This is a genomic window from Nocardioides terrae (assembly GCF_900112345.1).
GTDB lineage: Bacteria > Actinomycetota > Actinomycetes > Propionibacteriales > Nocardioidaceae > Nocardioides > Nocardioides terrae.
The window spans coordinates 214,446-240,181 of record NZ_FOLB01000005.1; the positions used below are offsets into that span (position 1 = coordinate 214,446).

Sequence of the window (25,736 nt, forward strand, 5' to 3'; positions counted from 1 at the left end):
CGATCTGGCACCTGCCAGCGGTTAGTGCGGGAGGTGGGACCAGTTGGCGCGGACGCGCTCGAGGAGCGCCCGACGGCCGTCCGGGCGGTAGAGCGACTCCGCGACCAGCTGCAACCACGGACCGGGGTCGGACGGGACCGCTCGGCCGAGCGCCTCGTCAGCGGCGCGCAGGATGAGGTGGGGCTGGTTGAGCACCTCGGTCGCAACGTAGCCCCGGCGCTCGAGCTTGAGGTCGGCGAGGCCGCGCGCGCACGGACGAGGGCCTTGCGCTGCTGCCGGGCCTGCTGGTGGTCGGCGCCGTCGTACTCCTGGAGCAGGTCGGTGCCGACGACACGGAGGTCGGCCCTTGCGACGAAGCGGCCGTAGGGGTCGAGGATCTCGGGCTGGGGCTCGACGTCGATCCCGCACACGACGTGGAGGAGGCGGAGGAGGGTCTCCCACGCCGACTCCGACCGGCCGTCGGAGAGCCGGAGGGCGGCGCGGGTGGGACGGGCCCCCCGCACCCTCCGGCCGGCCGCGTCGACCAGCTCGGCGAGCGTGCTCTTGCCGAGCTGTCGGGCCGAGTCCAGCAGGACGACCAGGTCGAGCGTGGGGAGGAAGCGGCTCGTGGCGACGATGCAGTCGGGCACCGGGACGACGCGCACCCCGTCGATGGTCACCGCCAGCGGCGCCGAGGCGTGCCGGCTGATCGCCAGCTGGGGCCGCGCCACGGTGACCGCGCCTGGCACGGTTCCGGTGGCGGCGAAGCGCGGAAGACCCGGTGTCGGCGTCGGCATCCACAGGCCGTGCACCTCGGCCGCCGTCAGACCGGTCCAGGCAGCACCCGCCGGCATCACCTCCTGCCACGCCCGCAGCTCGGCGAGCAGCTCCGCACGACCGCTCAGCCCGCTCGGGATGCGCACGCCATGGCCGACGCTGGTCCACCCCACTCCTCGTCGGCGGGGATCCTTCGGGCAGTCGCTCACGGCTGCCAGGCTCGCCGCCACCGCCGACGATGCGGAGGCGTGCCCCATCGGCCTGTGGAGAGCTGCGCATGATCGGCAGGGTGTGGACGGGAAACGGCTTCGGACGGTGCCCTTGCCGGGACGCGGTTCAACTGACTGCTGTGAAGTGCCGGATCGCCGGCACCCGATCCGGCATCCACCAGCAGTTCCTGCGCCAACCGTGGCCCCACAACCGCTCAGGTCGCCCGTCGCACGGCCGATCACCTCCTCGAGGACCGCCAGGATGGTGGTCGAGCACGACAGCGCCACGGACGGCACTGACCTTGGACAACCGGCCCTCGGGCCATGCGAGAGAGCCGTCCCCCATGAAGTCGCTGACCAAGCTCGGCGTGCCGATCGGCATCGTGATGATCGTCGTGATGCTCGTCGTCCCGCTCCCGGCGGTGCTGCTCGACCTCCTGATCGCGCTCAACATCACGGCGGGTCTGTTGATCCTGCTGACCGCGATGTTCGTGCCGCGGCCGCTCGACTTCGCGGCGTTCCCGTCAGTGCTGCTCGTGATGACGCTCTTCCGCCTGGCACTCAACGTCAGCGCGACCCGGCTGGTGCTGCTGCACGGCTTCGCCGGCAAGGTGATCGACACCTTCGGCCACTTCGTGGTCGGCGGCTCGCTGATCGTCGGGCTGATCGTGTTCGCGATCCTGCTCGTCATCCAGTTCGTCGTCATCACCAACGGCGCCGGCCGCGTCGCCGAGGTGGGCGCGCGGTTCACCCTGGACGCGATGCCCGGCAAGCAGATGGCCATCGACGCCGACCTGAACTCCGGTCTCATCGACGAGGACGAGGCCCGCCGGCGCCGGGCCGAGGTGCACGCCGAGGCCGACTTCTACGGCGCGATGGACGGTGCCAGCAAGTTCGTCAAGGGTGATGCGATCGCGGCCATCATCATCACGATCGTCAACCTCATCGGCGGCTTCGCGATCGGCGTCGCGCAGGGCGGGATGAGCTTCTCCGAGGCGATCAACACCTACTCGCTGCTCAGCGTCGGCGACGGCCTTGTCTCGCAGATCCCGGCGCTGCTGCTGAGCGTCGCCACCGGCCTCATCGTCACCCGCTCGGTCAGCAACGGCGACATGGGCTCCGACATCCTCGCCCAGATCCTGCGGCGCAAGCTGCCGCTGCGGATCGCCGGGTTCGCCGGCCTGGCGCTCTGCCTCATCCCCGGCCTGCCCAAGCTGCCCTTCATCGTCGCCGGCGGCCTGATGCTGCTGGCCTCGAGCCGGGTCGACGAGAGCGAGCCCGCCGAGCAGCTCGCCCCGGCCGCCGAGCTCGAGCCCTCCCCCGACTCCCCCGAGATGCTCGCGCAGGACATCCTGGTCGACCCGCTCGGCCTCGAGCTGGCCGCCGACATCATCGACCTGGTCGACGCGAGCACGGGCGGCGATCTGCTCGACCGGGTCAAGGCGCTGCGCCGCAAGGTCGCCGGCGACCTCGGCGTCGTCATCCCGCCGGTCCGCACCCGCGACAACCTCGAGCTGCCGATGAACACCTACGCGATCACCCTGTTCGGGGTGGAGGTCGCTCGCGGCCAGGCGCCGCGGGGCACCGTCCTTGCGATCAGCGACGACCTGGCGGCGTTGCCCGGCACCCCGACCCGCGAACCCGTCTTCGGCCTCGACGCGAAGTGGATCCCCGCCGAGATGCGCCACCAGGCCGAGATCTCCGGCGCCACCGTCGTGGACCGGGCCAGCGTCATCACGACCCACCTCGCCGAGATCGTCAACACCCAGGCCGGCCGGCTCCTCGGCCGCGAGGACGTCCGGCTGCTCACCGACATCGTCAAGCGCAGCCACCCCGTCGTCATCGAGGAGCTCACCCCCGCGCTGCTCACCCTCGGCGAGATCCAGCGGGTGCTCCGCGGGCTGCTCGACGAGCAGGTGTCGGTGCGCGACCTGGTCAGGATCTTCGAGGCGCTCTCCCTGCGCGGGGCCGTCACCAAGGACACCGACCAGCTCGTCGAGGCCGCCCGTACCGCCCTCGGCCAGGCCGTGGTCGCGCCGTACCTCACCGATGGCGTGGTCTCGGCGATCAGCTTCGACCCGCGCCTGGAGCAGAGCATGCTCGAGGCCCTGCGGAGCACCGACCAGGGCGCCGTGCTCGCCCTCGACCCCGAGCTCGCCCAGAACATGCTGGTCCAGCTGCACAACCTGGCCACCGCGGGCGAGGACACCGGCGTGCGGCCGGTGCTGGTCTGCGCGCCGCAGCTGCGGGCTGCCATACGCCGCCTGGTCGCTCCGGCACTCGACCGGCTGCCGGTCCTCTCCTACTCCGAGATCGCCGGCGTGCACTCCGTGCAGTCCCTCGGCAGCGTGAGCGCGGTGCGGGCCGACGCGCCCGGCGCGGTGCTCGCCGTCTCGGCCTAAGGCTTCGCCCGGCCCGCGGACCGGGCCGTACGATGCCCCCGTGGCAAGCTTCCCGGCCGACGAGCCGACCGCCGTCGTCGACGTCGCACAGCGAGACCGGGCCGACCGGACCCGGGTGTCCCGCAGCTACGGCTACGTCGGCGGCGTCTGGCTGACCGTCCTCGTCTTCGGGGCCGTCGCCGTCGTGTGGTCGCAGCACGTCGGGGTCGGCTTCAAGGACCCCGGCGGCCGGATGTTCGTCGGCAAGTTCAGCTACTCGCTGAGCGCCCTCGCCATCGCCCTCGTCGCGGACCTCGCGTGGCGGTGGTGGCGCAGCCGGTCGAGCAGGGGTCTGGCCGCCACACTGGCCGCGCGGTGGACGCCGGAGCGGCTGCTGCTCATCGTCAGCGGGCTGCTCGCCTACCACCTCGTCTACTTCAGCTATCGCAACCTCAAGAGCTGGGACGCCTTCAACACCCCCCGCGACGACTGGCTCCTCGACGTCGACCGGCAGCTCTTCGGGGGCCACAGCCCCGCCGTGCTGCTCCACGACCTGCTCGGCACGCACACGTCGGCGTACGTCCTGATGGCGGTCTACAAGTCGTTCACCTACCTGACCGCGACGTCGGTGGTGATCGCGCTCGCCTTCAGCCGCACGGTGCGGCGCGCCTACGTCTTCCTCGTCGCCGCGATGTGGACGTGGATCCTCGGCACCGCCAGCTACTACCTCATCCCGAGCCTCGGCCCGTTCGCGAGCGCGCCGAACGAGTTCGCCGGGCTCCCGCACACGTCGATCACCGACACGTGGGCGCAGTACCTCGCCCAGCGCGAGACGTTCCTCGCCGACCCGACCGCCCCGGGGTCGTTCGTCAGCATCTCGGCCTTCGCCTCGCTGCACACGGGCTTCACCGCACTGGTCTGCTTCATGGCGTTCTACTACGGTCACAAGTGGCTGGGCACGGCGCTCGCGGTCTACCTGGTCGCGATCATGGTCTCCACCATCTACTGGGGCTGGCACTTCACCCTCGACGACCTGGCCGGTCTGGTCATCGGCGCTGTCGCCGTCGCGCTCGGGCACCTGATCGTGCGGCCCGACCGCCCATGACGACGCTCGTCGAACCGACCCGACGCGAGGTCCAGCTTCGGGCCGGCCATCCCGTGGCCGTGTCCTTCGTCGTCGGCCTGCTGCTCCACCTGCTCTGGCTGCTCGTGCTCGCCAACAGCGGAGGCGACATCGCGGCCCAGGACGCCTGGGCGGAGTTCGCCCGGGCGCACCCGGGCAGCGCCTACAACCTCTCCTGGTACGGCGGCATGCATGCCGCGTCCTACAGCCTGGTCAGCCCCTTCGTGATGGCGGCGCTCGGCGTACGCACCACGATGGTGGTGGCCGGCACGATCTCCTCGGCGCTGCTGGCGCTCCTCGTCGTGCGCAGCAAGTCCGTGCGACACCCGCTCGTCGCGTCGATCGTCGGAGCGGCCTCGCTGGCGGCCAACGCGGTCTCCGGTCGGGTGACCTTCGGTCTGGGCATGATGTTCGGCCTCGGCGCCCTCGCCGTCGTGTTCGGGTGGCCCACCGACTGGCGCACCGAGGGCTGGCGCTACCGGCTGCCGCGCGGGGCGCTCGCCGCTGTCCTCGCCGCCCTCGCCACCGCCAGCTCGCCGGTCGCGGGCCTCTTCCTCGGGGTGGCTGCGGCCGGTCTGTGGCTGGGGCGCCGCCACGCGGCCGCCTACTCGCTCGGCGTGCCACCGGTCCTCGTCGTGGTGTTCATCGCCCGCATGTTCCCGTTCTCCGGTCGCCAGCCGATGAGCTGGACCTCGATCATCCTGCCCGTCGTCATCGGTGCTTGCGTCGTCGCGCTCGTCCCCCGGCGGTGGCGTGCCGTCCAGCTCGGAGCGGCGGTCTACACGGCGGGAGTCGTGCTCTGCTGGCTGGTCCCGTCACCCGTCGGCACCAACGTCACCCGGCTGGCGCTGATCTTCGGCGGAGTGATGCTGACCGCCGTCGCGACGACCGGAGGCCTGCGCCGGCGCACGGCACCCGCGCTCGTGCTGGCGCTGATCACGTCGGCCGCCTGGCAGGTCAGCATCGCCGCTCGCGACGTCGTCACCACCGCCCCCGACGCCGCCTGGTCGGCCGACATCCACGCGCTGGTCCGCCACCTCGAGCGCACCGACGCCCGGCTCGGCCGGGTCGAGGTGGTGCCGCCGAAGTCGCACCGCGACGCGGCCGCCCTGGCGCCGTACTTCAACCTCGCCCGCGGCTGGAACCGGCAGGCCGACGCCGAGCGCAACCCGCTCTTCTACGACGGCGACGTCCCGCTCACCGCCGACGCCTACCGGAAGTGGCTGGACCGGTGGGCCGTCCGGTACGTCGTCCTGACCCCGGGCCGCGCGGACAACGCCGCCGTCGAGGAGGCCACGCTGGTCCAGGGCGGGCTTCCCTACCTGCGACCGGTCTGGTCCAACGCCTCCTGGCGCGTCTTCGCCGTCGAGGAACCCCGCCCGCTCGTGGACCCGCCCGGCGAGCTCATCTCCTTCGACCAGGCCCAGCTGACCGTGCGCGTCGTCTGGCCCGCGAAGGTGTGGGTGCGGATCCCGACGTCACCCTGGCTGACCCTCGTCGACGAGTCGGGCCGGGTGGTCCCGGCGCCCAGGACCCCGGAGGAGAACGTCGCCGGCTGCCTCTCCGTGCTCCGCGTCCCGGGCACCCCGGAGGACGACTGGGTGGTGCTGGACGCGCCGCATGCCGGGATCTACCGGATCACCGCCCCCTACTCGCTCCGACGCGGGACAGCCTGCCCGACGCCTGAGTCCTGAGTTTTACTCCTGCGTCCTGGCGACGTGGGTACCGGTCGCCCGGGAGGGATGACATGGCTACGTTCAGCATGGTCTTGATGATCGCCGTCGTGATCGGCGTGGTGGTGCTGATCCTGCTGTTCGAGCGCAGGCGGGCACGGCAGATCGAGCGCGACCTGAAGGCACGCGCGCAGCCGCGGCACGCACCGGGAGGGACCGAGCCGCAAGGGGTGCAGCCGCGCGAGAACGACCGGCGGGAGAGCTAGCCGCCGGCGCGGCTCAGCGCCTCGTCGAGCGAGGCCAGCAGGTCCGCGGGGTCGCGGTAGACCACGACGGCCCCGGCCGTGCGCAGCTCGTCCTCACCGAACCCGCCCGAGAGCAGCCCGATCGTCGGGATGTTCGCCTGCGAGGCGGCCTCGACGTCCCAGGTGGCGTCGCCGATCATCAGCGCCCGCGACCCGGACACCCGGTCGAGAGCGGTCTCGAGCAGCTCCGGGTCCGGCTTCGACTCCGAGGCGTCCTCGCTGGTCGTCCACGCGTCGGTGCGGTCGTCGGCGTCGAGCAGCTCCAGGGCGTGCTTGGCGTGCTTCGGCTGCGACGAGCTGGCGAGCACCACCTCGAGGCCGGCGGCGCGCAGCCCGTCGAGCAGCTCGCGGGCGCCCGGCAGCAGGCCGGTCTCGCCGATCAGCTCGTCGTACGCCTTGGTGTGCCGCTCGGTGAGCTCGTCCCCGAACCGCTCGGCGATCTCCTCCGACGACACCGCCGGGATGAGCCGGTCGCCGCCCATGCCGATGTGGCGGTGCAGCTTCCACACCGGGACCGGATGCCCGACGCCGGAGAAGGCGCGCGCCCACGCGATCGTGTGATGGTAGGTCGAGTCGAGCAGTGTTCCGTCGATGTCGAGCAGTGCCACCTCGAAGCCCATGAGGACCGCTACCCGCCAGCCGCCGAGGACATGCCGGGTTCCTGCCGGGCACCGGCCGCGACTGCCGGAGCCGTCGTACGTGCGCGTCGGGCGAGTGGGGTACCGACCCGGGTCCGGCGCCTGACCGGACGTCAGTGACGCGTGGGAGGAGACGACACATGGGAGACGCTGCAGAGGACCGCGCCAAGGCTGCGGAGCTGCCGGAGGGCGACGTGATCGCGGTGCTGCTGGAGCAGCACGCCCAAATCAAGGACCTCTTCGCCGAGGTCAAGCGCGCGAACGGCCCGGACAAGAAGGAGAAGTTCGACGCGCTGCGGGCGCTGCTCGCCGTCCATGAGACCGCTGAGGAGCTGGTCCTGCGTCCGGTGTCGGCCGAGCTCGCCGGTCAGGACGTCGTGGACGCCCGCAACCGCGAGGAGGCCGATGCCAACGCGGTGCTCGCCGACCTCGAAGGCATGGACGTGGAGAGCCCCGAGTTCGACATCAGGCTCGAGGCGTTCCGGAAGGCCGTCGACGAGCACGCGGAGGCCGAGGAGAAGGACGAGTTCCCCGAGATCCTGGCCGGCTGCGACGAGGAGCGGCGCCGCGACCTCGGCCGCAAGATCAAGGCCGCCGAGGCGATCGCCCCGACCCACCTGCACCCCGAGTCGGACCCCGGCTCGACGAAGCAGAAGCTCGTCGGCCCCTTCGCCTCGATGGTCGACCGGGTCCGCGACGCGATCTCCAAGGCGGTCTGAGAGGTGGGCGACCTCACCGGGCGCGTCGCCCTGGTGACCGGTGGTGGCAGCGGCCTCGGCCGCGCCACCAGCCGGCTCCTGGCCGCCTCGGGCGCACACGTCCTCGTCGCCGACATCGACCCGGCGGGCGCCGAGCAGACCGTCAAGGAGATCGACGAGGGTACGGCGGAGGCCGTCACCCTCGACGTCACCGACCGTGCCTCCGTCGACCGGGTGGTGGCCGAGGCCGCCGAGCGCCACGGGGCGGCCTTCGACCTGCTGGTCAACAACGCCGGGACCGACCGCGGCGCCGACCTGGTCGACGTCGACGACGACCAGTGGCACGGCGTCTTCGGCGTCAACCTGCACGGTCCGATGTACCTGTCCCGCGCGTTCGTGAAGCACCGCATCGCGAACGCGCCCGACACGCTCGGTGACATCGCCTGCGTCGTCTCGATCAGCGCGCTGACCGTCGGCGCCGGCGCGGGTGCCTACAACTCCTCGAAGGCGGCGCTGCTCAAGCTCGTCGAGGTGATCCAGACAGAGGCCCGCGAGCGGGAGTGGCCGGTGCGGGTCACCGCCATCAACCCGGCCGCGATGGCCACCCCGATGATGGACCAGTGGGGGCTCCCCGATGAGCGGATGATGGACCCGGCGATCGTCGCGAGCCTGATCCGGTATGCGGTCACCCTGCCGCCGGAGAGCGTGCTGCAGAGTGCCGTGATCACGCTCCGCAACGAGAGCTACCCCCGATGAGCGGGCTGGCCGGCCGTCGTACGGTCGTGACCGGCGGAGCCGGCTTCGTCGGCTCGTGGCTCTGCGAGCGGCTTCTCTGCGAGGGCGCGGTGGTGTGGTGCGTGGACGACTTCTCCACCGGTTCGCCGGACAAGGTCGCCCACCTGAGCGCGCACCCGAACTTCACGCTCGTCGAGTCCGACGTGAGCAGGGGCGTGCCCGACCCCGGCAACGTCGACCTCGTCATGCACCTCGCCTGCGCGGCCTCGCCCGTGCACTACCTGCGGATGCCGCTGGAGACCCTTCGCGTCGCCAGCGACGGGACGGTCAACGCCCTCGAGCTGGCCGAGCGGTACGGCGCGCGGTTCGTCCTCGCCTCGACCTCCGAGGTCTACGGCGACCCGCTGGAGCACCCGCAGCGCGAGTCCTACTGGGGCCACGTCAACCCGATCGGCCCGCGCAGCGTCTATGACGAGGGCAAGCGGTTCGCGGAGGCGACCACCGCCGCCTACCAGCGCACCCGCGGCGTCGACGTCGCGATCGCGCGGATCTTCAACACCTACGGCCCGCGGATGAGCCTGGACGACGGTCGCGTCGTCCCGGCCTTCCTCAAGCAGGCGCTGACCGGCGAGCCGCTGACGGTCGCCGGGGACGGCTCTCAGACCCGGTCGCTGTGCTGGGTGGAGGACACCGTCGACGGCCTGGTCCGGCTCGCCTGCTCGACCGAGCGTGGGCCGATCAACCTCGGCAACGACGAGGAAACGACGATGCTCGACCTCGCCCGGACGGTGGTGGAGCTGACCGGCTCGCGCTCGACGATCTCGCACGTCGAGCTGCCGGAGGACGACCCGCGGGTACGCCGCCCCGACATCTCCCTCGCCCGTCAGGCGCTCGGCTGGGTGCCGACGATGAGCGCCGAGGAGGGGCTCAAGCGGACGGCCCGGTGGATGGAGGAGACGCTGGCCGGCTGATCGCCGGACGTCCTGCGATGTGGTTGCTCCGGCCGCCAGATCGCAGGACGACCCACACCGTCAGGCGGTCCGGTTGCTCAGACCACCAGGTCGCAGGACGCCGTACGCCGCCATGAGGACCTCGTCCACGGTGATCTCCAGCAGGGCCGGGTCGGGGTCGGCTGCGTGCGGGTCGCCGACACCGGTGCCCTGCCACAGGACGGTGTGGGGGCCCGGCGGCGGGCCCCACCGGCTCGGGGGCGTCGGCCCGAAGAGCAGGACCGAAGGGGTGGCGTAGGCCGAGGCGAGGTGGGCGACACCGGTGTCGCCAGCCACGACGAGCCGCGCATCGGCGACGAGCGCGGCCAGGTGGCCGAGGTCGGTCCGACCGGCCAGCACCGCCTCGGGACGGAGGCCGGCCAGCGAGGCGACCCGCTCGGCCAGGTCCCGCTCGTCGGGCGAGCCGGTGACCACGACCTCCTCGCCGGCGTCGCGCAGGGCGGCCGCGACCGCAGCGAACCGCTCGGCCGGCCATCGCCGGCTCCCCGACGCCGCGCCGGGATGGACGATCGCGGCTCGTGCGACCGGTGGCGCGCAGGACGGTGGACGGAGGAGGACGTCGTCCGGATCCGCCCGGACGTCCCAGGCCGAGGCGACCAGCCGGCACCAGCGCACCCGCTCGTGCTCGTCGGGGTTCCACGTGCTCAGGTCGTAGGCCAGCAGCCGCCCGGGTGACAGGGCCTCCACCAGCGACCGGCTGGCGAGGCCGTTGCCGTGCAGGTCGATGCCGACCTCGGGGGGCGGGCCGTCCCAGGCGACCGGCTCCAGCTCGGCGGTCGGGATCAGCCGGTCGACGGCGTCCACCAGCTCGACGAGCGGTCGCTGCGACCCCGGCGCGGCGAGCACGATCTGATGACCGGGCAGCGCGCGGCGCAGGGCTCGCAGGGCCGGGACGCCGGTGAGCAGGTCGCCGAGGCCGATCGCCCGATAGACGAGGGCCCTCACACGAGGCACGCCCTCACGAACGGGCCAGGTCGACCAGCGACGTGGTCGATCGACCGTGCAAGTAGGGCAGCACGACCGCCTGGCCGCCCCACTCCCGGAGCAGCGGCGCCTCGGGCAGCTCGGCGCCGGCGTAGTCGCCGCCCTTCGCCCACACGTCAGGCCGCACCCGCCGGATCGCCTCGACGGGCGTGTCCTCGTCGAAGATCACCACGTCGTCGACGCACTCGAGGGCGGCGAGCACCCGGGCGCGGTCCTCCTGCGGCACGAGCGGCCGGGTCGGGCCCTTGAGGCGTCGGACCGACTCGTCGGAGTTGAGGCAGACCACGAGGCAGTCGCCCAGGGCGCGCGCGGCCTCGAGGGTCGCGACGTGACCGGCATGGAGCAGGTCGAAGCAGCCGCCCGTGGCGACCACAGTGCCGCCCTCGGCGCGCACCCGGTCGGCGACGCCGGGCCCGGTCTCCACCCGCCGCCGCGAGCCGTACGACGACGCGCCACCCGCCTCGACGAAGGCGGCCGCGGCGGCCACCGCCTGCTGGACGGCCTCCAGGGTGACCGCGCCGCCGGCGAGCGCGGCCAGTGCGGCTGTGGCGAAGCGGTCCCCTGCTCCGCAGGTGTCCGGAGCGTGCACCGCCGGAGCGGGCACGATCGACGGCGACTCCTCGCCGCGGCTCAGCAGAGCACCGCCCGCGCCGAGCGTCACGCACACCGCCTGGACCTGCCACTCCTCGACCAACGCGGCCGCGCGTCGGCTGACCCGGGCCAGCGGCGACCCGCCGGCCGTCGGGACGATCGGGACGGTCGCGACGGCCGCCTGCTCACCGCTCATCGCCTCGTCGCGGTTGGGGGTCGCGAGGTGGACGCCGGCGACCGGCACAGAGCCGCGCGGATGCGGGTCCCAGACGACAGGGCTGCGCAGGCCGGAGAGCGCGTCGCGCAGCCCGGGCACCGACGTGACGCCGTTGCCGTAGTCGGAGACCAGCACCCCCGACGCGCCCCGGATCGCCACCAGGGCAGCGGCGGTCACACCCCCGATCCGCCCGGGCGAGCCCTCGTCGAGCCGTAGCAGGGCGCGGCCGCCGGCGAGGACGCGGCGCTTGACCGGCGTGCTCCCGTCGTGGTCGAGGGCGACCACCCGCACTCCCTCGTCCTCGAGCAGCGCGGTGAGCCGTTCGGCAGCGGGGTCGGCGGACAGCGCCGTCACCAGGGTCACCTCGTGGCCGTCGGCGGCGAGCAGCGCGGCGGCCAGCGCCGCCCCACCCGGACGCGGGTGCTCGGCGAGGTCGGACAGCACCGGCGCCGGGGCGTCGGGCATCAGCCGGCCGGCCCGGCCGACGAGGTCGACGTCGAGCAGCGAGTCACCGATCACGACAAGGGGGCTGCTCATCCGGCCAGGTCCTCCAGCGAGCGGCGCGTGCGCGAGGCTCCGACGCCGAGGGTCCGGTCGAGCGCGGCGCACACGATGTGCAGGCCGACCAGGTGCAGCTCCTGCACGGTGGCGGTGTAGGGCGCGTCGACGGCGCAGACCGAGGTCGCCTCGGCGGCCAGCGCGTTCGGCAGCGGTCCGGTCATCGCCAGGACCTCCATGCCGAGCCTCTGCCCGCGACGAGCGGCCGCCACGATGTTGGGCGACGTGCCGCTGGTCGACATCAGCACCAGCGCGTCGCCGGCCCGGCCGTGCGCCTCGACCTGCCGGGCGAAGAGCTCGTCGGCGGGGTAGTCGTTGGCGATGGCCGTGAGCGACGACGTCTCCGCGGACAGGCAGATCGCGGAGAAGGGCGGCCGGTCCTCGCGGTAGCGCCCGACCAGCTCGGCGGTCAGGTGCTGGGCCTGCGCGGCGCTGCCACCGTTGCCCGCGGCCAGCAGCCGCCCGCCGCGCTCCAGGACGCCGGCGAGCCGGACGCCCCAGTCGTCGAGGACCTCGACGCAGCGGCCGAAGCGCTCCAGCGCGCGGGACAGCTCGGCGAGGTGCTCGTGGTCGCACGGGGTCGCGTTCATCGGGCGATCTCCTTCTCGCTGATGGCCCGGCCACGGACCACTTCCTCGTAGACGGCCTCGGTCCGGGCCACCACGTTGGACCAGTCGTAGAGCGAGACCGCCCGCTCCCGGCCCGCCTCGCCGTAGCGCCGGCGGCGCTCGGGGTCGTCCAGCAGCTCGCCGAGGACGTCGGCCAGCGCCTCGGGGTCGCGCGGCGGCACCAGCTCGCCGGTGCCGCCGGGGACGATCGTGTCGAGCAGTCCGCCGACGGCCGAGCCGACGACCGGCCGGCCGCAGGCCATCGCCTCGAGCGGGACGATCCCGAACGGCTCGTACCACGGCACCGTGACCACCACGTCGGCGCTGCGCATCAGATCCGGGACGTCGGCGCGCGCCAGACCGCCCAGGAAGACGACCCGGTCGGTGACCCGGAGCCGTTCGGCCAGCTCGCGCAGCCGCTCCACCTCGGGGTCGACGTCCAGCGCGCTGCCGGCCGGGCCGCCCGCGATCACCAGCTCGACGTCGCGGCCGTCGTGGCGCAGCCGGGCGAGCGCCTCGATGGCGTTCCCGATGCCCTTGCGGGTGACGAGGCGACCGACGACGACGAGGCGCTGCCGCTCCCGGGCGCGGTCCGAGCCGCCGACCGCCGCCCGCTCCGACGCCCGCGGACCGGGCGTGAACAACGAGGTGTCCACGCCGCACGGGATCACGTCGGCGCGGCACGCCGGCATGCCGAGTGCGGCCAGCTCGTCGACCTCGTCCCGGCAGGTCGCGATCACCCGGTCGACCTCGCGGCACAGGCGGCGCTCCAGGCCGACGCGGCCGGGCGGGCTGGTGTCGAGCCGGCCCTGGTGGCGCCTCTTGACCGACCCGAGCGCGTGGAACGTCTGCAGGACCGGGATGTCGGTGCCGACGACGCCCGCGACCGACGCCAGACCGCTCATCCAGAAGTGCGCGTGCACGACGTCGGGCGGATCGACCCGCCAGGTGTCGCCCAGCCGCTGACCGAACTCGGTCATCAGCGGCAGCATCTCGTCCTTGGGGACGTCGGTCGGCGGCCCGGCGAGGACGTGGTGGACGACGTAGCCGTCCGATGTCGAGAGCCGCTCCGGCGCGGAGACGTTGTCACGGCGGGTGTGCACGACCACGTCGTGCCCGCGCCGCGCCAGCCCGGCCGCCAGGGCCGCGACGTGGACGTTCTGGCCGCCGGCGTCGGCCCCACCGAGCGCGGCGAGCGGGTTGGCGTGCTCGGAGACGAGGGAGATCCTCATGAGACGAACCTTTCCGACTGGTCGGGGTAGCCGCACAGGTCCACGACGGCACCGACGACCTCGCGCGGCTGCACCGTGGCGAGGCAGGGGTGGCCCGGCACGGGACAGGTGAGCGCCCGGGTGCCGCGGCAGGGGGCGCCCTGGTCGCCGAGGAGCACCGACCGGACGCCGTACGGCGCCCACCGGACCGCGGGGACGGTCGGTGCGAACAACGACACGACGGGAGTGCCGACCGCCGCTGCGAGGTGGGCCGGGCCGGTGTTGCCGACGACGACCGCGGCGGCCCCGGCCAGCACACCGGCCAGCTCCTCCAGGTCGAGCAGCCCGCCCAGGTCCTGGGCCTCGCCGTCGGCGACGTAGGCGGTGAGGTCACGCTCGCCCGGGCCACCGGTGACGACGACGTGGAAGCCGAGCTCGGTCAGCCGGGTGCAGGTGGAGCGGTGGTGCTCGGCCGGCCAGGCGCGCGCGGGCGCGGAGGTGCCGGGGTGGAGCACGACGTAGGGGTGCGGGAGGTGCTCGGGCGGCCGGACCGGCCGGATCGCGAGCCGCCCGTCGTCCCCCTCGGGCAGCTCGGCGCCGCACGCGCGCGCCAGCGAGAGGGCCCGCTCGGGTTCGGGGAGGTCGTCGTCGGGCCCCTCGAGCACGTGCCGGACGTCGAGCAGCGAGCCCGGGTAGTCCACGCTGATCGCGCCGATCCACGGCACGCCGGCCAGGCGCAGGACCAGCGCCGTCGGCAGCGGCGACTGGTGGAAGCTGGTGAAGATCACCGCCCGGTCGAAGCGCCCCTCGGCCACCCGATCCCGCAGCGAGTCGACCGCCTCAGGGTCGACCGGACCGGGGTCGGCGACCACCCACGGCGCCTCCCAGCACAGCACCTCGTCGACGCCGGGCAGCAGCTCGGCCGCCGTACGACCCAGGGGCCCGGCGAGGAAGGTGACGTGGTCGCTGCCGGCGGCGAGGGCGCGGACGGCGGGTCCGGTGACGAGGACATCACCCATGGAGTCGAGGCGGACGACGAGCGTTCTCACCACTCACCTCGCTGGACGAGGTCGACCGCCTGACCGAGCGATCCGGCCGAGAGCGGCGCCGCGGCGACCTCACCGGGGAGGGTCACGTCGGTCGGGACGAGAATGCCGGCCATGCCGGCGGCCTCGGCCGCGCCCAGGTCGCTGCCGATGTCGCCGATCATCACCGCCCGGTCGGGCCGTACGCCGGTGTCGGCCAGGGCCTGCTTGAGCAGTCCGGGCTGCGGCTTGCGGCAGTCGCAGCCGTCCTCGGCCGCGTGGGGGCAGTAGTAGAAGCCCTCGAAGGGGCCGAGCAGCGCCTCGACCCGCTCGTTGACCGCCTCGACCTGCGTGCGATCGATGAGGCCGCGCCCGACGCCGGACTGGTTGCTGACGACGACGAGCCGGATCCCCTCACGCCGGAGCCGGTCGAGCGCCTCGCGGACGCCGGGCAGCGGCCGGACCTGGGCCGGGTCGCCGTTGTAGGGCACGTCCTCGACGAGCGTGCCGTCGCGGTCGAGCAGGACGAGCTCGGGCAGTCCGCGCCACGGCGCCGCGCCGCGATGCCGCATCGCCCCGCGGACGGAGTGCCAGGTCGCGGCGGCCGGGATGGCGGCGCTGGTGACCAGCATCCGGCGTACCTCCGCCCGGTCACGCGGCCCGGGCAGGATGCGGCGCAGCGCGAACTCGGCGGTGCCGGCCAGCCAGGCAGAGGCGCCGAGCACGGCGAGGCCGCGCCGCCGCGCGAGGAGCCCGACGGTCGCCAGGGCGAGGGAGCCGGTGATCGCCACGTGCCGCCACCGCCGACCGACGGGCGCGTCGGCGCGCTGCTGCCAGCCGGGGCCGTGGATCGCCCGCATCAGGTAGTCGTCGGCGTTCCCGCGCTGCTGACGCAGGCTGGCCAGGTCGTCGGCGGGCCGGACGGGGTGGGTCACGTGGCGTCGGCCGGTCACCACGCGCCCGCGCTCGGCGCCGAGCCGGAGGGCCAGGTCGGCGTCCTCGCGGAACGCGCGCGGGAAGCGCTCGTCGAAGCCACCGACAGCCGACAGCTCGTCGCGTCGGTAGCTCATGTCGGCGGTGATCCAGCGGGACGTCTCGAGCCCGGCGGTGCCGCGCTCCCAGTCGGTCGAGCGGCGGTCGGTCGGCAGCGGGACGGTCAGCCGTCCCTCGACACCCGCCACCTCGTCGTCGGCCTCGGCCAGGTCGTCGAGGAGCAGGGCGTACCAGTCGTCGTCGGGCAGCACGTCGTCGTCGAGGAACGACACCCACGGGGTGCGCGCGTGCCGCCAGCCGATGTTGCGGGCACGCGCGGGTCCGCCGCCGCCGGTGCGCACGACGGTGATGTCCAGCGGATAGGTCGCCACGTCGACGGGGATCGCGTCGGGCTCGGGCCGGTCGTCGACCAGGATCACCGGCACGTCGACGGTCCGCGTCTGCCGCACGAGCGCCTCGAGGAGCACGTGCAGGCTGGGCCGGCCCATCGTCGGGACGACGACGGTGGTGATCATCGGGCCACCGCCGGACGGCGTACGACGAACGGGCCGATCGCCAGCATCGAGACCGGTGCTGAGCCGAAGCACTCCAGCGCGTCGCGCGGGTCGTCGACCATCGGGCGTCCGGCGGTGTTCAGGCTGGTGTTGACGACGACCGGCAGGCCGGTGCGGCGCTCGAACTCCGCCAGCATCCGCGCCACGAGCGGCTCCCGCTCCGGGTCGACGGTCTGCACGCGGGCGGTGCCGTCGACGTGGACGACCGCCGGGATCCGCTCGCGCCAGGCGGGATCGACGTCGTGGACGAAGAGCATGAACGGTGAGGGGATGGGGCCGCGCGAGAAGATCTCGCCGGCCCGCTCCAGGCGGACCATCGGCGCGACCGGCCGGAACTGCTCACGGCCCTTGACGTCGTTGAGCCGCTCGAGGTTCTCCCGGCGGCCGGGGTGGGCGAGCAGCGAGCGGTGGCCGAGCGCGCGCGGACCGAACTCGCTGCGACCCTGGAACCACGCGACCACGCCGTCGGAGGCGAGGCACTCGGCGACCTCCGCGGCGACGTCGGCGGGACGCTCGTAGGCGACCTGGGCCCGACGCAGCCAGGCCTCGACCTCGTCGTCGGACCAGCCCCTGCCGAGGTCGGCGCCGGTCATCGGCACGATCGCGTCGCCGGCCTGGGCCGCGACGTGCAGGGCGCCGCCGAGCGCGGTGCCCGCGTCGCCGGCCGCCGGCTGCACCCACACCTCGTCGTAGCCGCTGCTCTCGTGGAGCACGGTGTTGGCGACGCAGTTGAGAGCGACGCCGCCGGCCAGTGTCAGCCGCCGGTTGCCGGTCCGCGCCCGCAGGCCGCGAGCCAGGTCGAGCAGCACCTCCTCGAGCCGCTTCTGGACGCTGGCGGCCAGGTCGGCGTGGTCGGAGGTCCACTCCTCCCCGCTGCCGAGCCGCTTGGCGAAGGTCTGCCAGTCGATCCGACCAGTCTCGAAGCCGCCCTCGTCGGTGGCGAAGACGAGCGAGCGGAGCTGGTCGAGGAAGCGCGGCTCGCCGTACGACGCCATCGCCATGACCTTGTACTCGTCGCTGGACCGCAGGAACCCGAGGTGGTCGGTGAGGTCCTCGTAGAGCAGCCCGAGGGAGTGCGGCAGCCGCTGCGTGTGGTGGATCGTGAGCCGGCCGTCCCCGCCGTAGGTCCCGGAGAGGTGGCTCGCGCACTCGCCGCGGCCGTCCAGGACGAGCACGTCCGTCGGCTCCCCCTCGCCCACCCACGGCGCGGCGAGCGCCGACGACGCAGCGTGCGCGACGTGGTGCGGCACGGTCCGCACCTGGGCCGGGTCGAGGCCCGGCAGGGCGGTCGACAGGAAGCCGGGCGCCTCGCGGGCGTAGGTCTGCCGCAGGTGGTCCCACGGGTCGAAGAGGCCCATCTCGTCGGCCGGTCGGGCCAGGTCGACGTCGAAGGAGTAGGTGACCGCGTCGAGCTCGCCGACGTCCAGGCCTGCTTCGTCGAGGCACCAGCGCGCCGCGAGCTCGGGCAGCTCCCAGGCCGCGAACGGCACCGGCCGGTGTCCGTGCTTGCGCCGCGAGAAGCGCTCCTCCTCAGCCGCTGCCACCGTGACGCCGTCGACCACGAGCGCCGCGCTCGGGTCGTGGAACAGCGCGTTGATACCGAGAACCCTCATCCGGTTGTGCTCCCTCTACAAAGGCCCTTCCCGAATCCACGGAGCTGGCTCCTCAACTCCGCGTCCGTGGGCCGGTGACCAAGAAGCGTCTCGACAAACGCTTCTCCTCGGCTGCATCCGGCGGGGCCGGCCAGGGCACTCGGGGAGCATGCGGATCTTGCTGTGGCATGTGCACGGCTCGTGGACCACCTCGTTCGTCCAGGGCACCCACGACTACCTGCTGCCGACCACCCCGGACCGGGGCCCGGACGGGCTCGGCCGGGCGCGCACCTGGGACTGGCCGGCCTCGGTCGTCGAGGTCGCGCCCGGGGACCTGCGCGACGCCGCCGTCGACGTGGTCGTGCTGCAGCGGCCGCACGAGCCGGAGCTCGCCGAGCACTGGCTCGGGCGACGACCCGGCATCGACGTCCCGGCCGTGTACGTCGAGCACAACACCCCTCCGGGCGACGTACCCGACACCCGGCACCCGCTGGCGGACCGTACCGACATCCCGGTCGCCCACGTGACCGGCTTCAACGACGTGATGTGGGACTGCGGCCAGGCACCGACCACGGTCATCGACCACGGGATCGTCGACCCGGGGCACCGCTACACCGGTGAGCTGGCCCGCTCGGCGGTCGTCGTCAACGACCCGGTCAGGCGTGGCCGTTCGGTCGGGGCGGACCTGATCCCCGGGCTGGCGGCCGCGACCGGCGTCGACGTCTTCGGCATGCGGGTCGACCAGCTCCCCCCGCGGGACGGGCTGGCGGTGTTCGAGGACCTGCCGCAGGAGGCGATGCACACCGAGCTGGCCCGCCGCCGGGTCTACGTGCACACCAGCCGGTGGACCTCGCTCGGCCTCTCCCTGCTCGAGGCGATGCAGCTCGGCATGCCGGTGGCCGCGCTCGGCACAACCGAGGCACCCTTCGCGGTCCCGCCCGGCGCGGGCGTCGTCACGACCAGCCGAGGCGAGCTCGTCGAGGCGGCCCGGCGCTTCGTCGCCGACCCGGCGGCCGCCCGCGCAGCCGGCGAGCTGGCCCGCCGGTCTGCGCTCGAGCGTTACGGGCTGAAGCGGTTCCTCGCCGACTGGGACGAGCTGTTGCGGGACGTCGTCAGTTGACCGAAGGGGGCCGCACCGGTCCCCTCACGACCCCCGACTGACCACCAGTCCCCGATCGGGCCGGGCCGGCATCCGCCGCGGGTCGTACGCCGGCCGGGAGACCACCCGAAGATCAACCTCGGCCAGCGCGCCGACCGTCTCGGCCAGCAGCCGCACGGTCAGGGGCTCCCCGGGGCAGCGGTGACCGGTGGCCGGGTCGCCGCCACCCTGCGGGACGTAGCCGTAGGAGTCGGGATCGTTGTCCACGAACCGGTCGGGGACGAACGCCTCCGGGTCGCGCCAGGTCTGCGGGTCGTGGTCGGTGCCGATCACGTCGAGCATGATCCGGTCGCCCTCGCGCAGCTCCACGGGGCCGGCCTTCACCGGGCATCGCGCGCGACCCGCGAGCGCCGGCACGAAGGGGTAGAGCCGGCGGGCCTCGTGCCCGAACGCGATCCGACGCCGCTCGGCATCGGGCCCGGTCAGCGAGTCTCGCCACTCGGGGTGCGTGACGAGCGCGAGCGCGGCGAAGGTGGCCGGCCATGCGACCGCGACCGTCGGCCGCAGCACGTTGAGCAGCTCGACCCCCGCGACCCGCGACGGCAGGTCGCTGGCCGCGATCACCGCCAGTGCCGTGTCGGCGGGTGGCGTCCGGCGGCCGCGACGCGTCTCCTCGATCAGCCGGGCCGCCCAGCGGTCGGCCACCAGCCGGGCCCGCCAGCCGCGCGCGTAGGCGGCGCCGGCGAAGCCGAACCCGTCCACGATCGCGGCGAGTCGCCGCGACCAGGCCCGCTCCTCCCGCGCGGGGAGTTCGACGCCTGCCCAGCGCAGCACGGCAGCGCCGTACGTCTCGACCAGCTCATCGAAGACGACCACCTCGCGCCCGTGCCACCCTGCGGCACGGCGGCGCAGGTCGGCGCCGATCGCGCTCGCCAGCGGGCCGATCCGGTCCTCGTCGAGCAGCCCGAGGAACATCCCCTTCCGCTCCGCGTGCGCCTCGTCGTCGAGGCCGTGCACGGCGCCCCGGCCGAAGATCAACCCGGCGAGCGGCGCGGGGATCGCGCGCCCGCGCCGGACCCGCGAGGTGTCGTAGAAGAGGCGCGCGCCCTCGGCTCCCCGCACCACGGCAGTACGCCGACCGAGGAGCGAGCCCTCGAAGGCGTCGGGGTCGTCGTGGCGGAGCCGCTCGGCGGCGAGGGCGCGGTAGCCGTCGCGCCACAGCTTCAGGGCGAGGTCGTCGATGGGGCTGGCGGGCATGCGGAGTGGTACCCACCGGCGCGGCGCGTAGGACCTCGGGAGCACGGGTACACGCGGCCGGGACCCCACACCGACGACTTCCGGAGGTCCCCGTGAGCGACCAGACCGACCACTACGTCCCCGGCGCTCCCGGCTCTGAGCCGCCCGCTCTGGACGAGCCCACCGAGCCGCGCGCGCCGCTTCCGCCCAAGGCCGACCAGACCGGCCCCGACGTCCGTACCGCCACCGGCGCCCTCGCCAACAAGGACCAGGCGGTCAACGCGCAGCAGGGCGAGTGGCTGACCACCTCGGTCGGGGCGCGGCTGCGCGACACCGACCACTCCCTCAAGGCCGGCCCGCGCGGGCCGACGCTGCTGCAGGACCACCACCTGCGCGAGAAGATCACGCACTTCGACCACGAACGCATCCCCGAGCGCGTGGTGCACGCCCGCGGCTACGGCGTGCACGGCGTCTTCACCGCCTACGGCAACGCCGACCCGGTGACCTGCGCCGACTTCCTGCAGAAGGGCCGGGAGACGCCCGTCTTCACCCGGTTCTCGACGGTGCTCGGCTCCCGGGGCAGCGCGGACACGGTGCGCGACACGCGTGGCTTCGCGACGAAGTTCTACACCGACGAGGGCAACTTCGACCTGGTCGCCAACAACATCCCGGTCTTCTTCATCCAGGACGGGATCAAGTTCCCCGACGTCATCCACGCGGGGAAGCCGCACCCGGACCGTGAGATCCCCCAGGCCCAGAGCGCGCACGACACCTTCTGGGACTTCGTCTCGCTGCACACCGAGGCGCAGCACCACACCATCTGGAACATGTCCGACCGCGGCATCCCGCGGTCCTACCGGATGATGGAGGGCTTCGGCGTGCACACCTTCCGGCTGGTCAACGCCGCGGGAGAGACGTCGCTGGCGAAGTTCCACTGGAAGCCCAAGCTGGGCGTCCACGCGCTGGTCTGGGAGGAGGCGCAGATGCTCGGCGGCTTCGACCCCGACTTCCACCGCCGCGACCTCGCCGACGCGATCGAGGCCGGCGCGTTCCCCGAGTGGGAGCTGGGGATCCAGGTCTTCCCGGACACCCCGGAGCAGATGTTCGAGGGCATCGACCTGCTCGACCCGACCAAGCTCGTCCCGGAGGAGCTCGCGGAGGTGCAGCCGATCGGGCTGCTGCATCTCAACCGCAACCCGTCGAACTACTTCGCCGAGACCGAGCAGATCGCCTTCCACGTCGGCAACCTGGTCCGCGGGATCGACGTCACCGACGACCCACTGCTCCAGACCCGGCTGTTCTCCTACATCGACACCCAGCTGACCCGGCTCGGCGGACCGAACTTCAACCAGATCCCGATCAACCGCCCGCACGCGCCGGTCAACGACATGTTCCGCGACGGCTTCCACCAGGACGCCGACCACCGGGGTGTCGCGCCCTACCGGCCCAACTCGCTCGACGGCGGGTGCCCCTTCCATGCCGGCGTGGACGACAAGGCGTTCGTCGAGTTCCCGGTCCCGCTGCCGGCCGGTCCGAAGACCCGCGAGCAGGCGGCTTCGTTCGACGACCACTACTCCCAGGCCCGGCTCTTCTGGCGATCCATGTCTCCCGTCGAGCAGGAGCACATCATCGCCGCGTACTCCTTCGAGCTGGGCAAGTGCTACGAGCAGGTCATCAAGCAGCGTCAGCTGCAGTGTCTCGCCAACATCGACGCCACACTGTGCGAGAAGGTGGCCGAGCAGCTCGGGCTGCCCGTCCCCGAGCCCACCGAGCCGCTGACCGAGCCGGACCCGAGCCCGGCGCTCTCGATGGTCGGTGGGACCTGGCCCCCCGACGGGCGGATGGTCGGCATCGTCGTCGCGCCCGGCTCGCCGCTGGAGGACGTCGGCGCGGTGCGGTCGGCGGTGTTCGAGGCCGGGATGGTGCCGCTGATCATCGCCCCGACCGGCGGGGTGCTCGCCGACGGAACGCCGGGGCAGCGGAGCTACACCACCGCCCGTTCGGTCGAGCTCGACGCCCTGCTGGTGGCGAACGGGACGGACGCGCACGCCGCGGACCCGCACGTGGTCCTGCTGGTGCAGGAGACCTTCCGGCACGGCAAGGCGATCGGCGTCTGGGGCGACGGGCCGTCGTCGCTCGCCGCCGCCGGCGTGGACGGGTCCGCGCCCGGCGTGGTCACCGGCGACTCCGCGCTGGACGTGCTGGCCGAGGTCTCCACGCTGATGGGTGGCCACCGGGTGTGGGAGAGGCACCTCCCCCGCTGATGCCGGCGGAGTTCTTCGAGGGCTTCGCCCTCGAGCGTGTGACGGTCGGTGCCGTCGTGCTGCGCGTGCGGCACGGCGGCGCCGGCACGCCCGTCGTCCTCCTCCACGGCCATCCGCGCACGCACACCACGTGGCACCGCGTGGCCGCTCTGCTCGCCGAGCGTCACACGGTCGTCTGCCCCGACCTGCGTGGGTACGGCGGCTCGACGCTGCCGCCCGACGCGCCTGACCACGCCCAGTCCAGCAAACGTGCGATGGCCGGCGACGTGGCCGCCCTCATGACCCGACTGGGTCACGACCGCTTCGCCGTCGTCGGCCACGACCGCGGCGCCCTGGTCGCCTTCCGTGCGGCGATGGACCATCCCGACCGCATCTCCCGCCTGGTCGTGATGGACGGCCTGCCGGTGGTCGAGCACCTCGAGCGGACCGATGCCCGGTTCGCGCAGGCGTGGTGGCACTGGTGGTTCCTCGGCCAGACCGACAAGCCGGCCGAGCGCGTCATCTGCGCCTCGCCCGACGAGTGGTACTCGACGCCGCCGCCCGAGGTGATCGGTCCCGAGAACCACGCCGACATCTGGGCGGCGCTGCGCGACCCGGACGTCGTGCACGGCATGTGCGAGGACTACCGCGCCGGGCTCGGCATCGACCGCACCCACGACGAGAAGGACCGTGCCGCCGGCCGGCGCGTCCGGTGCCCGACGCTGCTGCTCGAGTCGGCGCACGACGACCTCGACATCCAGGGCGACCCGGCCGCGATCTGGGCACCCTGGCTCGACCGGCCGCTCGAGCACGGCGTGGTCGACTCCGGTCACCACCAGGCCGAGGAGGCACCCGAGGACGTCGCCCGGGCGATCGCCGACTTCCTCGCCGCGCCCTGACGGGCTGGTCCGTGCCGGCCGTCAGGCCAGGGGCACGTCGGGCCCGTCCGACCCGGCGATCGACACGTGGTGGCCCGACCGGATCCCGTGGGCCAGCTCACTGATCGACGCCTCGTCGACGGCGGCGATGCCGCGTGCGTGCAGCTGGATCCGCAGCTGCTCCTCGACGTCGAGGCTCGCGTCCGAGGTGTAGAGCCCCGCCGTGGCGTCGACGGCGTCCTGGGCCACCTCCTCGATGGGTGCGCCCAGCTCTCCGTCGATGTCGCGGACCACCTCGAACCTCATGCCTGCCCGCTACCCCGACACCGGCCCCGACATGCCGGGTCCGTCGCCCGCAGTGCGCCGCGGGCCGACGTCGTCACTGGGTGCCGGTGATGCGGTCCAACGGTGCCGGCGTGTAGGGCGAGTGCGCCTCCAGGTAGTCGGCGAACGCGTCGATGTCGAGCCCGCCGTAGTAGACGTCGGTACCGTTCGTGAACGCCGGGAACCCGTCACCGCCGCCCTGCAGGAAGTTGTTGGTGACGACGCGGTAGGAGGCGGCCTTGTCGATCGGCGTGCCGTTCAGCGTGACCGAACCGTCGACCGGACCGGACGGTGTCAGCTGGTAGCTGAACCCGTCGGACACCTGCAGGATCTTGTGGAAGCCGGCGTTGGAGCCGGTGACCTGCTGGGTGAGCAGGTCGTAGATGTCCTGACCGGTCAGCGTCAGCGACACGAGGTAGTTGTTGAACGGCTGCACCGTGAAGGCCTCGTCGAAGGTGACGTCACCGGGCGCCTCGCCGTACGGCGACGCCGCGTAGCTGAGGTCGGCCCGGATGCCGCCCGGGTTCATGAACGCGATGACCGGTGTCTGGCCGTTGGTGACCGTCGACGGGTCGGCCAGCTGGGCGTCGGCGATGAGGTCGCCGAGCGGCTGCTCGCCGGCGGCGTTCGGCGTCCGCGTCACGTCCGTGGTGATCCGGCCCAGGACGCGGCTGGCGATGGGCTTCACCAGCTCGCTGTACTGGTCGATGATCGCGGTCTCGGCCGGGTCCTTCGCGACGTCGCGGGTGACCAGCAGATTGGAGCCCTTCACCGACGAGCGGACGATGTCGCCGGTCCGGCGGCTGTACTTCAGGTCGGTCTCGGTGAACAGCCGGCCGAACGACGACGCCGACGTGACCAGCCGGTCGTGGTGGGCGGGGTCCTTGACGTCGCAGACGTAGGGCTGGTGGGTGTGGCCGGAGATGACCATGTCGATCTCGGGGTCGAGGTTGGCCGCGATGTCCAGGACCGGCGAGCTGGCCGCGATGAGCGACCCGCCCCCGTCGCAGGCGTAGTCGTACTCGGGGTTGACCGTGTACGACGTCCCCGTGGCCGGGTCCGTCCAGGTCTGCGGCGACGGGGTGCCGCCCTGGTGCAGCAGCACCACGATCGCCTTGACGCCCTGCCTCCGGAGCACCGGGACGAGCGCGTTCGCCGTCTGCACCTCGTCGGTGAACTCGAGGCCGGCGACGCCGCTGGCGGTGACGATGTCGGGGGTGCCCTTCAACGTCATGCCGATGAACCCGATCTTGGCGCCGTGCAGCCGCTTGATCGTGTAGGACGGCAGGATCGTGTCGTCGGTCCCGACGTACTTCACGTTGGCCGCCAGGTAGTCGAAGTCGGCCCCGGGGAACTCGTGGGCGGCGCAGGAGTTCTGGTTGTTCGCGCCGTCGCCGTCGTCGATGCAACCGCCGTTCTGCATCCGCTGCAGCTCGAGGTAGCCCTCGTCGAACTCGTGGTTGCCGACCGCGGTGGCGTCGAGCCCGAGCGCGTTCATCGCCTCGATGGTCGGCTCGTCGTGGAACGCGGCGCTCAGCAGCGGTGAGGCGCCGATGATGTCGCCCGCGGCCACGGTCAGCGAGTCGCGGTGGCCGGCCCGGGCCTGCGCGAGGTGGGTGGCGAGGTACTCCACACCACCCACGTCGGTGGTCTCGTCGACCGGCGTCCCGGTCGCGGGGTCGATGTGGTGGCCGGTGACCAAGCGCCCGCCGGAGCCGCTCGGCGGCTGCAGGTTGCCGTGGAAGTCGTTGAACGACAGCAGCTGGATGTCCTGCAGACCCTTGGCGTGGTGGCCGCGGTGATGGCCCTTGTGGTGGTGCCGGTGGCTGGGTCCGTGCTCGTGGTGGTGACCCGGGTCGTGGTGGCCCCGGCCCCCGTGGGCGTCGGCCGCAGGAACGGCGGCGAGACCCAGGGCGGCGCAGGCGGTGAGCGCTCCGAGAGCGCGAAGGGCTGACGTTCGCGGCATGTGTTCCTGCTCCTGTGCGAGTCCCCGATGAACTGACCCCCGAACAATGCCGCGCGAGGACCGGCTTGGGAAGAGACCGATCCCATCAGTCGGTGACGTGCGCGTGAACTTCTCCGGATCCCGAGCCCG

Annotated in this window: 22 protein-coding genes; 10 read left to right on the forward strand and 12 right to left on the reverse strand. The window is 73.1% G+C overall.

Annotated features, from left to right (window positions below; genetic code table 11):
• Window positions 1–21: 21 nt before the first annotated feature.
• A complete protein-coding gene (locus BM236_RS18955; protein ID WP_175507619.1) occupies window positions 22–195 on the reverse strand; it encodes a hypothetical protein in 174 nt (57 codons plus the stop codon).
• Between the two features lie 1,114 nt (window positions 196–1,309).
• Between BM236_RS18955 and flhA the strand changes: the two genes are divergently transcribed.
• The 4 genes from flhA to BM236_RS18960 all read left to right on the forward strand — a co-directional run bounded on the left by flhA (window position 1,310) and on the right by BM236_RS18960 (window position 6,408).
• Window positions 1,310–3,367: a flagellar biosynthesis protein FlhA gene (gene flhA, locus BM236_RS09040; protein WP_091122690.1), complete on the forward strand. Its 2,058-nt coding sequence runs from the start codon at window positions 1,310–1,312 to the stop codon at window positions 3,365–3,367.
• Between the two features lie 40 nt (window positions 3,368–3,407).
• Window positions 3,408–4,451, forward strand: a complete 1,044-nt coding sequence (locus BM236_RS09045; RefSeq protein WP_091122692.1) for a phosphatase PAP2 family protein — start codon at window positions 3,408–3,410, stop codon at window positions 4,449–4,451.
• Window positions 4,448–6,163 carry an MFS transporter gene (locus BM236_RS09050; RefSeq protein ID WP_217645272.1) on the forward strand — a complete coding sequence of 572 codons (1,716 nt, stop codon included), beginning with the start codon at window positions 4,448–4,450 and terminating at the stop codon, window positions 6,161–6,163. The genes BM236_RS09045 and BM236_RS09050 overlap by 4 nt, the downstream gene beginning before the upstream one ends.
• Before the next feature lie 77 nt (window positions 6,164–6,240).
• Window positions 6,241–6,408: a hypothetical protein gene (locus tag BM236_RS18960; RefSeq protein WP_175507620.1), complete on the forward strand. Its 168-nt coding sequence runs from the start codon at window positions 6,241–6,243 to the stop codon at window positions 6,406–6,408.
• On the opposite strand, the gene BM236_RS09055 is transcribed toward BM236_RS18960, so the two are convergent.
• Window positions 6,405–7,067, reverse strand: coding sequence for an HAD family hydrolase (locus BM236_RS09055; RefSeq protein ID WP_091122695.1), 663 nt, complete (start codon window positions 7,065–7,067; stop codon window positions 6,405–6,407). The genes BM236_RS18960 and BM236_RS09055 overlap by 4 nt on opposite strands.
• A gap of 158 nt (window positions 7,068–7,225) precedes the next feature.
• Here BM236_RS09055 and BM236_RS09060 point away from each other — a divergent pair, with 158 nt between their 5' ends.
• The 3 genes from BM236_RS09060 to BM236_RS09070 are packed head-to-tail and all read left to right on the forward strand — an operon-like array spanning window position 7,226 to window position 9,489.
• Complete coding sequence (locus tag BM236_RS09060; protein WP_091122697.1) at window positions 7,226–7,804, forward strand: hemerythrin domain-containing protein; 579 nt, start codon at window positions 7,226–7,228, stop codon at window positions 7,802–7,804.
• A gap of 3 nt (window positions 7,805–7,807) precedes the next feature.
• The gene (locus BM236_RS09065) at window positions 7,808–8,539 is read left to right on the forward strand and encodes an SDR family NAD(P)-dependent oxidoreductase (RefSeq protein ID WP_091122699.1); all 732 of its coding nucleotides are present in this window, start codon (window positions 7,808–7,810) and stop codon (window positions 8,537–8,539) included.
• On the forward strand, window positions 8,536–9,489 hold the full coding sequence (locus tag BM236_RS09070) for a UDP-glucuronic acid decarboxylase family protein (protein WP_091122702.1): 954 nt from the start codon (window positions 8,536–8,538) through the stop codon (window positions 9,487–9,489). The genes BM236_RS09065 and BM236_RS09070 overlap by 4 nt, the downstream gene beginning before the upstream one ends.
• A gap of 60 nt (window positions 9,490–9,549) precedes the next feature.
• Here BM236_RS09070 and BM236_RS09075 read toward each other — a convergent pair whose 3' ends face one another.
• The 7 genes from BM236_RS09075 to BM236_RS09105 are packed head-to-tail and all read right to left on the reverse strand — an operon-like array spanning window position 9,550 to window position 17,882.
• On the reverse strand, window positions 9,550–10,482 hold the full coding sequence (locus tag BM236_RS09075) for a glycosyltransferase family 9 protein (protein ID WP_091122703.1): 933 nt from the start codon (window positions 10,480–10,482) through the stop codon (window positions 9,550–9,552).
• Between the two features lie 4 nt (window positions 10,483–10,486).
• Window positions 10,487–11,857 carry a D-glycero-beta-D-manno-heptose 1-phosphate adenylyltransferase gene (rfaE2, locus tag BM236_RS09080; protein WP_091122706.1) on the reverse strand — a complete coding sequence of 457 codons (1,371 nt, stop codon included), beginning with the start codon at window positions 11,855–11,857 and terminating at the stop codon, window positions 10,487–10,489.
• Window positions 11,854–12,468, reverse strand: coding sequence for a D-sedoheptulose-7-phosphate isomerase (locus BM236_RS09085; RefSeq protein ID WP_091122708.1), 615 nt, complete (start codon window positions 12,466–12,468; stop codon window positions 11,854–11,856). Before BM236_RS09085 ends, rfaE2 begins: the two co-directional genes overlap by 4 nt.
• Complete coding sequence (locus tag BM236_RS09090; protein ID WP_091122710.1) at window positions 12,465–13,718, reverse strand: glycosyltransferase; 1,254 nt, start codon at window positions 13,716–13,718, stop codon at window positions 12,465–12,467. Before BM236_RS09090 ends, BM236_RS09085 begins: the two co-directional genes overlap by 4 nt.
• A complete protein-coding gene (locus BM236_RS09095; RefSeq protein ID WP_091122877.1) occupies window positions 13,715–14,716 on the reverse strand; it encodes a glycosyltransferase family 9 protein in 1,002 nt (333 codons plus the stop codon). Before BM236_RS09095 ends, BM236_RS09090 begins: the two co-directional genes overlap by 4 nt.
• Window positions 14,717–14,742: 26 nt before the next feature.
• Window positions 14,743–16,230: an HAD-IIIA family hydrolase gene (locus BM236_RS09100; RefSeq protein ID WP_091122712.1), complete on the reverse strand. Its 1,488-nt coding sequence runs from the start codon at window positions 16,228–16,230 to the stop codon at window positions 14,743–14,745.
• Complete coding sequence (locus BM236_RS09105; RefSeq protein ID WP_091122715.1) at window positions 16,227–17,882, reverse strand: carbamoyltransferase family protein; 1,656 nt, start codon at window positions 17,880–17,882, stop codon at window positions 16,227–16,229. The genes BM236_RS09100 and BM236_RS09105 overlap by 4 nt, the downstream gene beginning before the upstream one ends.
• 148 nt (window positions 17,883–18,030) lie before the next feature.
• Here BM236_RS09105 and BM236_RS09110 point away from each other — a divergent pair, with 148 nt between their 5' ends.
• On the forward strand, window positions 18,031–18,981 hold the full coding sequence (locus tag BM236_RS09110; protein ID WP_091122718.1) for a glycosyltransferase: 951 nt from the start codon (window positions 18,031–18,033) through the stop codon (window positions 18,979–18,981).
• A 24-nt stretch (window positions 18,982–19,005) separates the two neighbouring features.
• Here the strand turns inward: BM236_RS09110 and BM236_RS09115 are convergent, their stop codons facing one another.
• On the reverse strand, window positions 19,006–20,217 hold the full coding sequence (locus tag BM236_RS09115) for a cytochrome P450 (protein ID WP_091122720.1): 1,212 nt from the start codon (window positions 20,215–20,217) through the stop codon (window positions 19,006–19,008).
• A gap of 92 nt (window positions 20,218–20,309) precedes the next feature.
• On the opposite strand from BM236_RS09115, the gene BM236_RS09120 reads away from it, so the two are divergent.
• Together BM236_RS09120 and BM236_RS09125 are read left to right on the forward strand one after the other, a co-directional pair.
• Entirely contained in the window at window positions 20,310–22,460 is a 2,151-nt protein-coding gene (locus tag BM236_RS09120; RefSeq protein WP_091122722.1) for a catalase, read from the forward strand.
• Window positions 22,460–23,338 carry an alpha/beta fold hydrolase gene (locus BM236_RS09125; protein ID WP_091122724.1) on the forward strand — a complete coding sequence of 293 codons (879 nt, stop codon included), beginning with the start codon at window positions 22,460–22,462 and terminating at the stop codon, window positions 23,336–23,338. Before BM236_RS09120 ends, BM236_RS09125 begins: the two co-directional genes overlap by 1 nt.
• A 21-nt stretch (window positions 23,339–23,359) precedes the next feature.
• Here BM236_RS09125 and BM236_RS09130 read toward each other — a convergent pair whose 3' ends face one another.
• Together BM236_RS09130 and BM236_RS09135 are read right to left on the reverse strand one after the other, a co-directional pair.
• Window positions 23,360–23,623, reverse strand: a complete 264-nt coding sequence (locus BM236_RS09130; RefSeq protein WP_091122726.1) for a hypothetical protein — start codon at window positions 23,621–23,623, stop codon at window positions 23,360–23,362.
• 73 nt (window positions 23,624–23,696) lie between these two features.
• Entirely contained in the window at window positions 23,697–25,607 is a 1,911-nt protein-coding gene (locus BM236_RS09135) for a bifunctional metallophosphatase/5'-nucleotidase (protein WP_091122729.1), read from the reverse strand.
• Window positions 25,608–25,736: the final 129 nt, after the last annotated feature.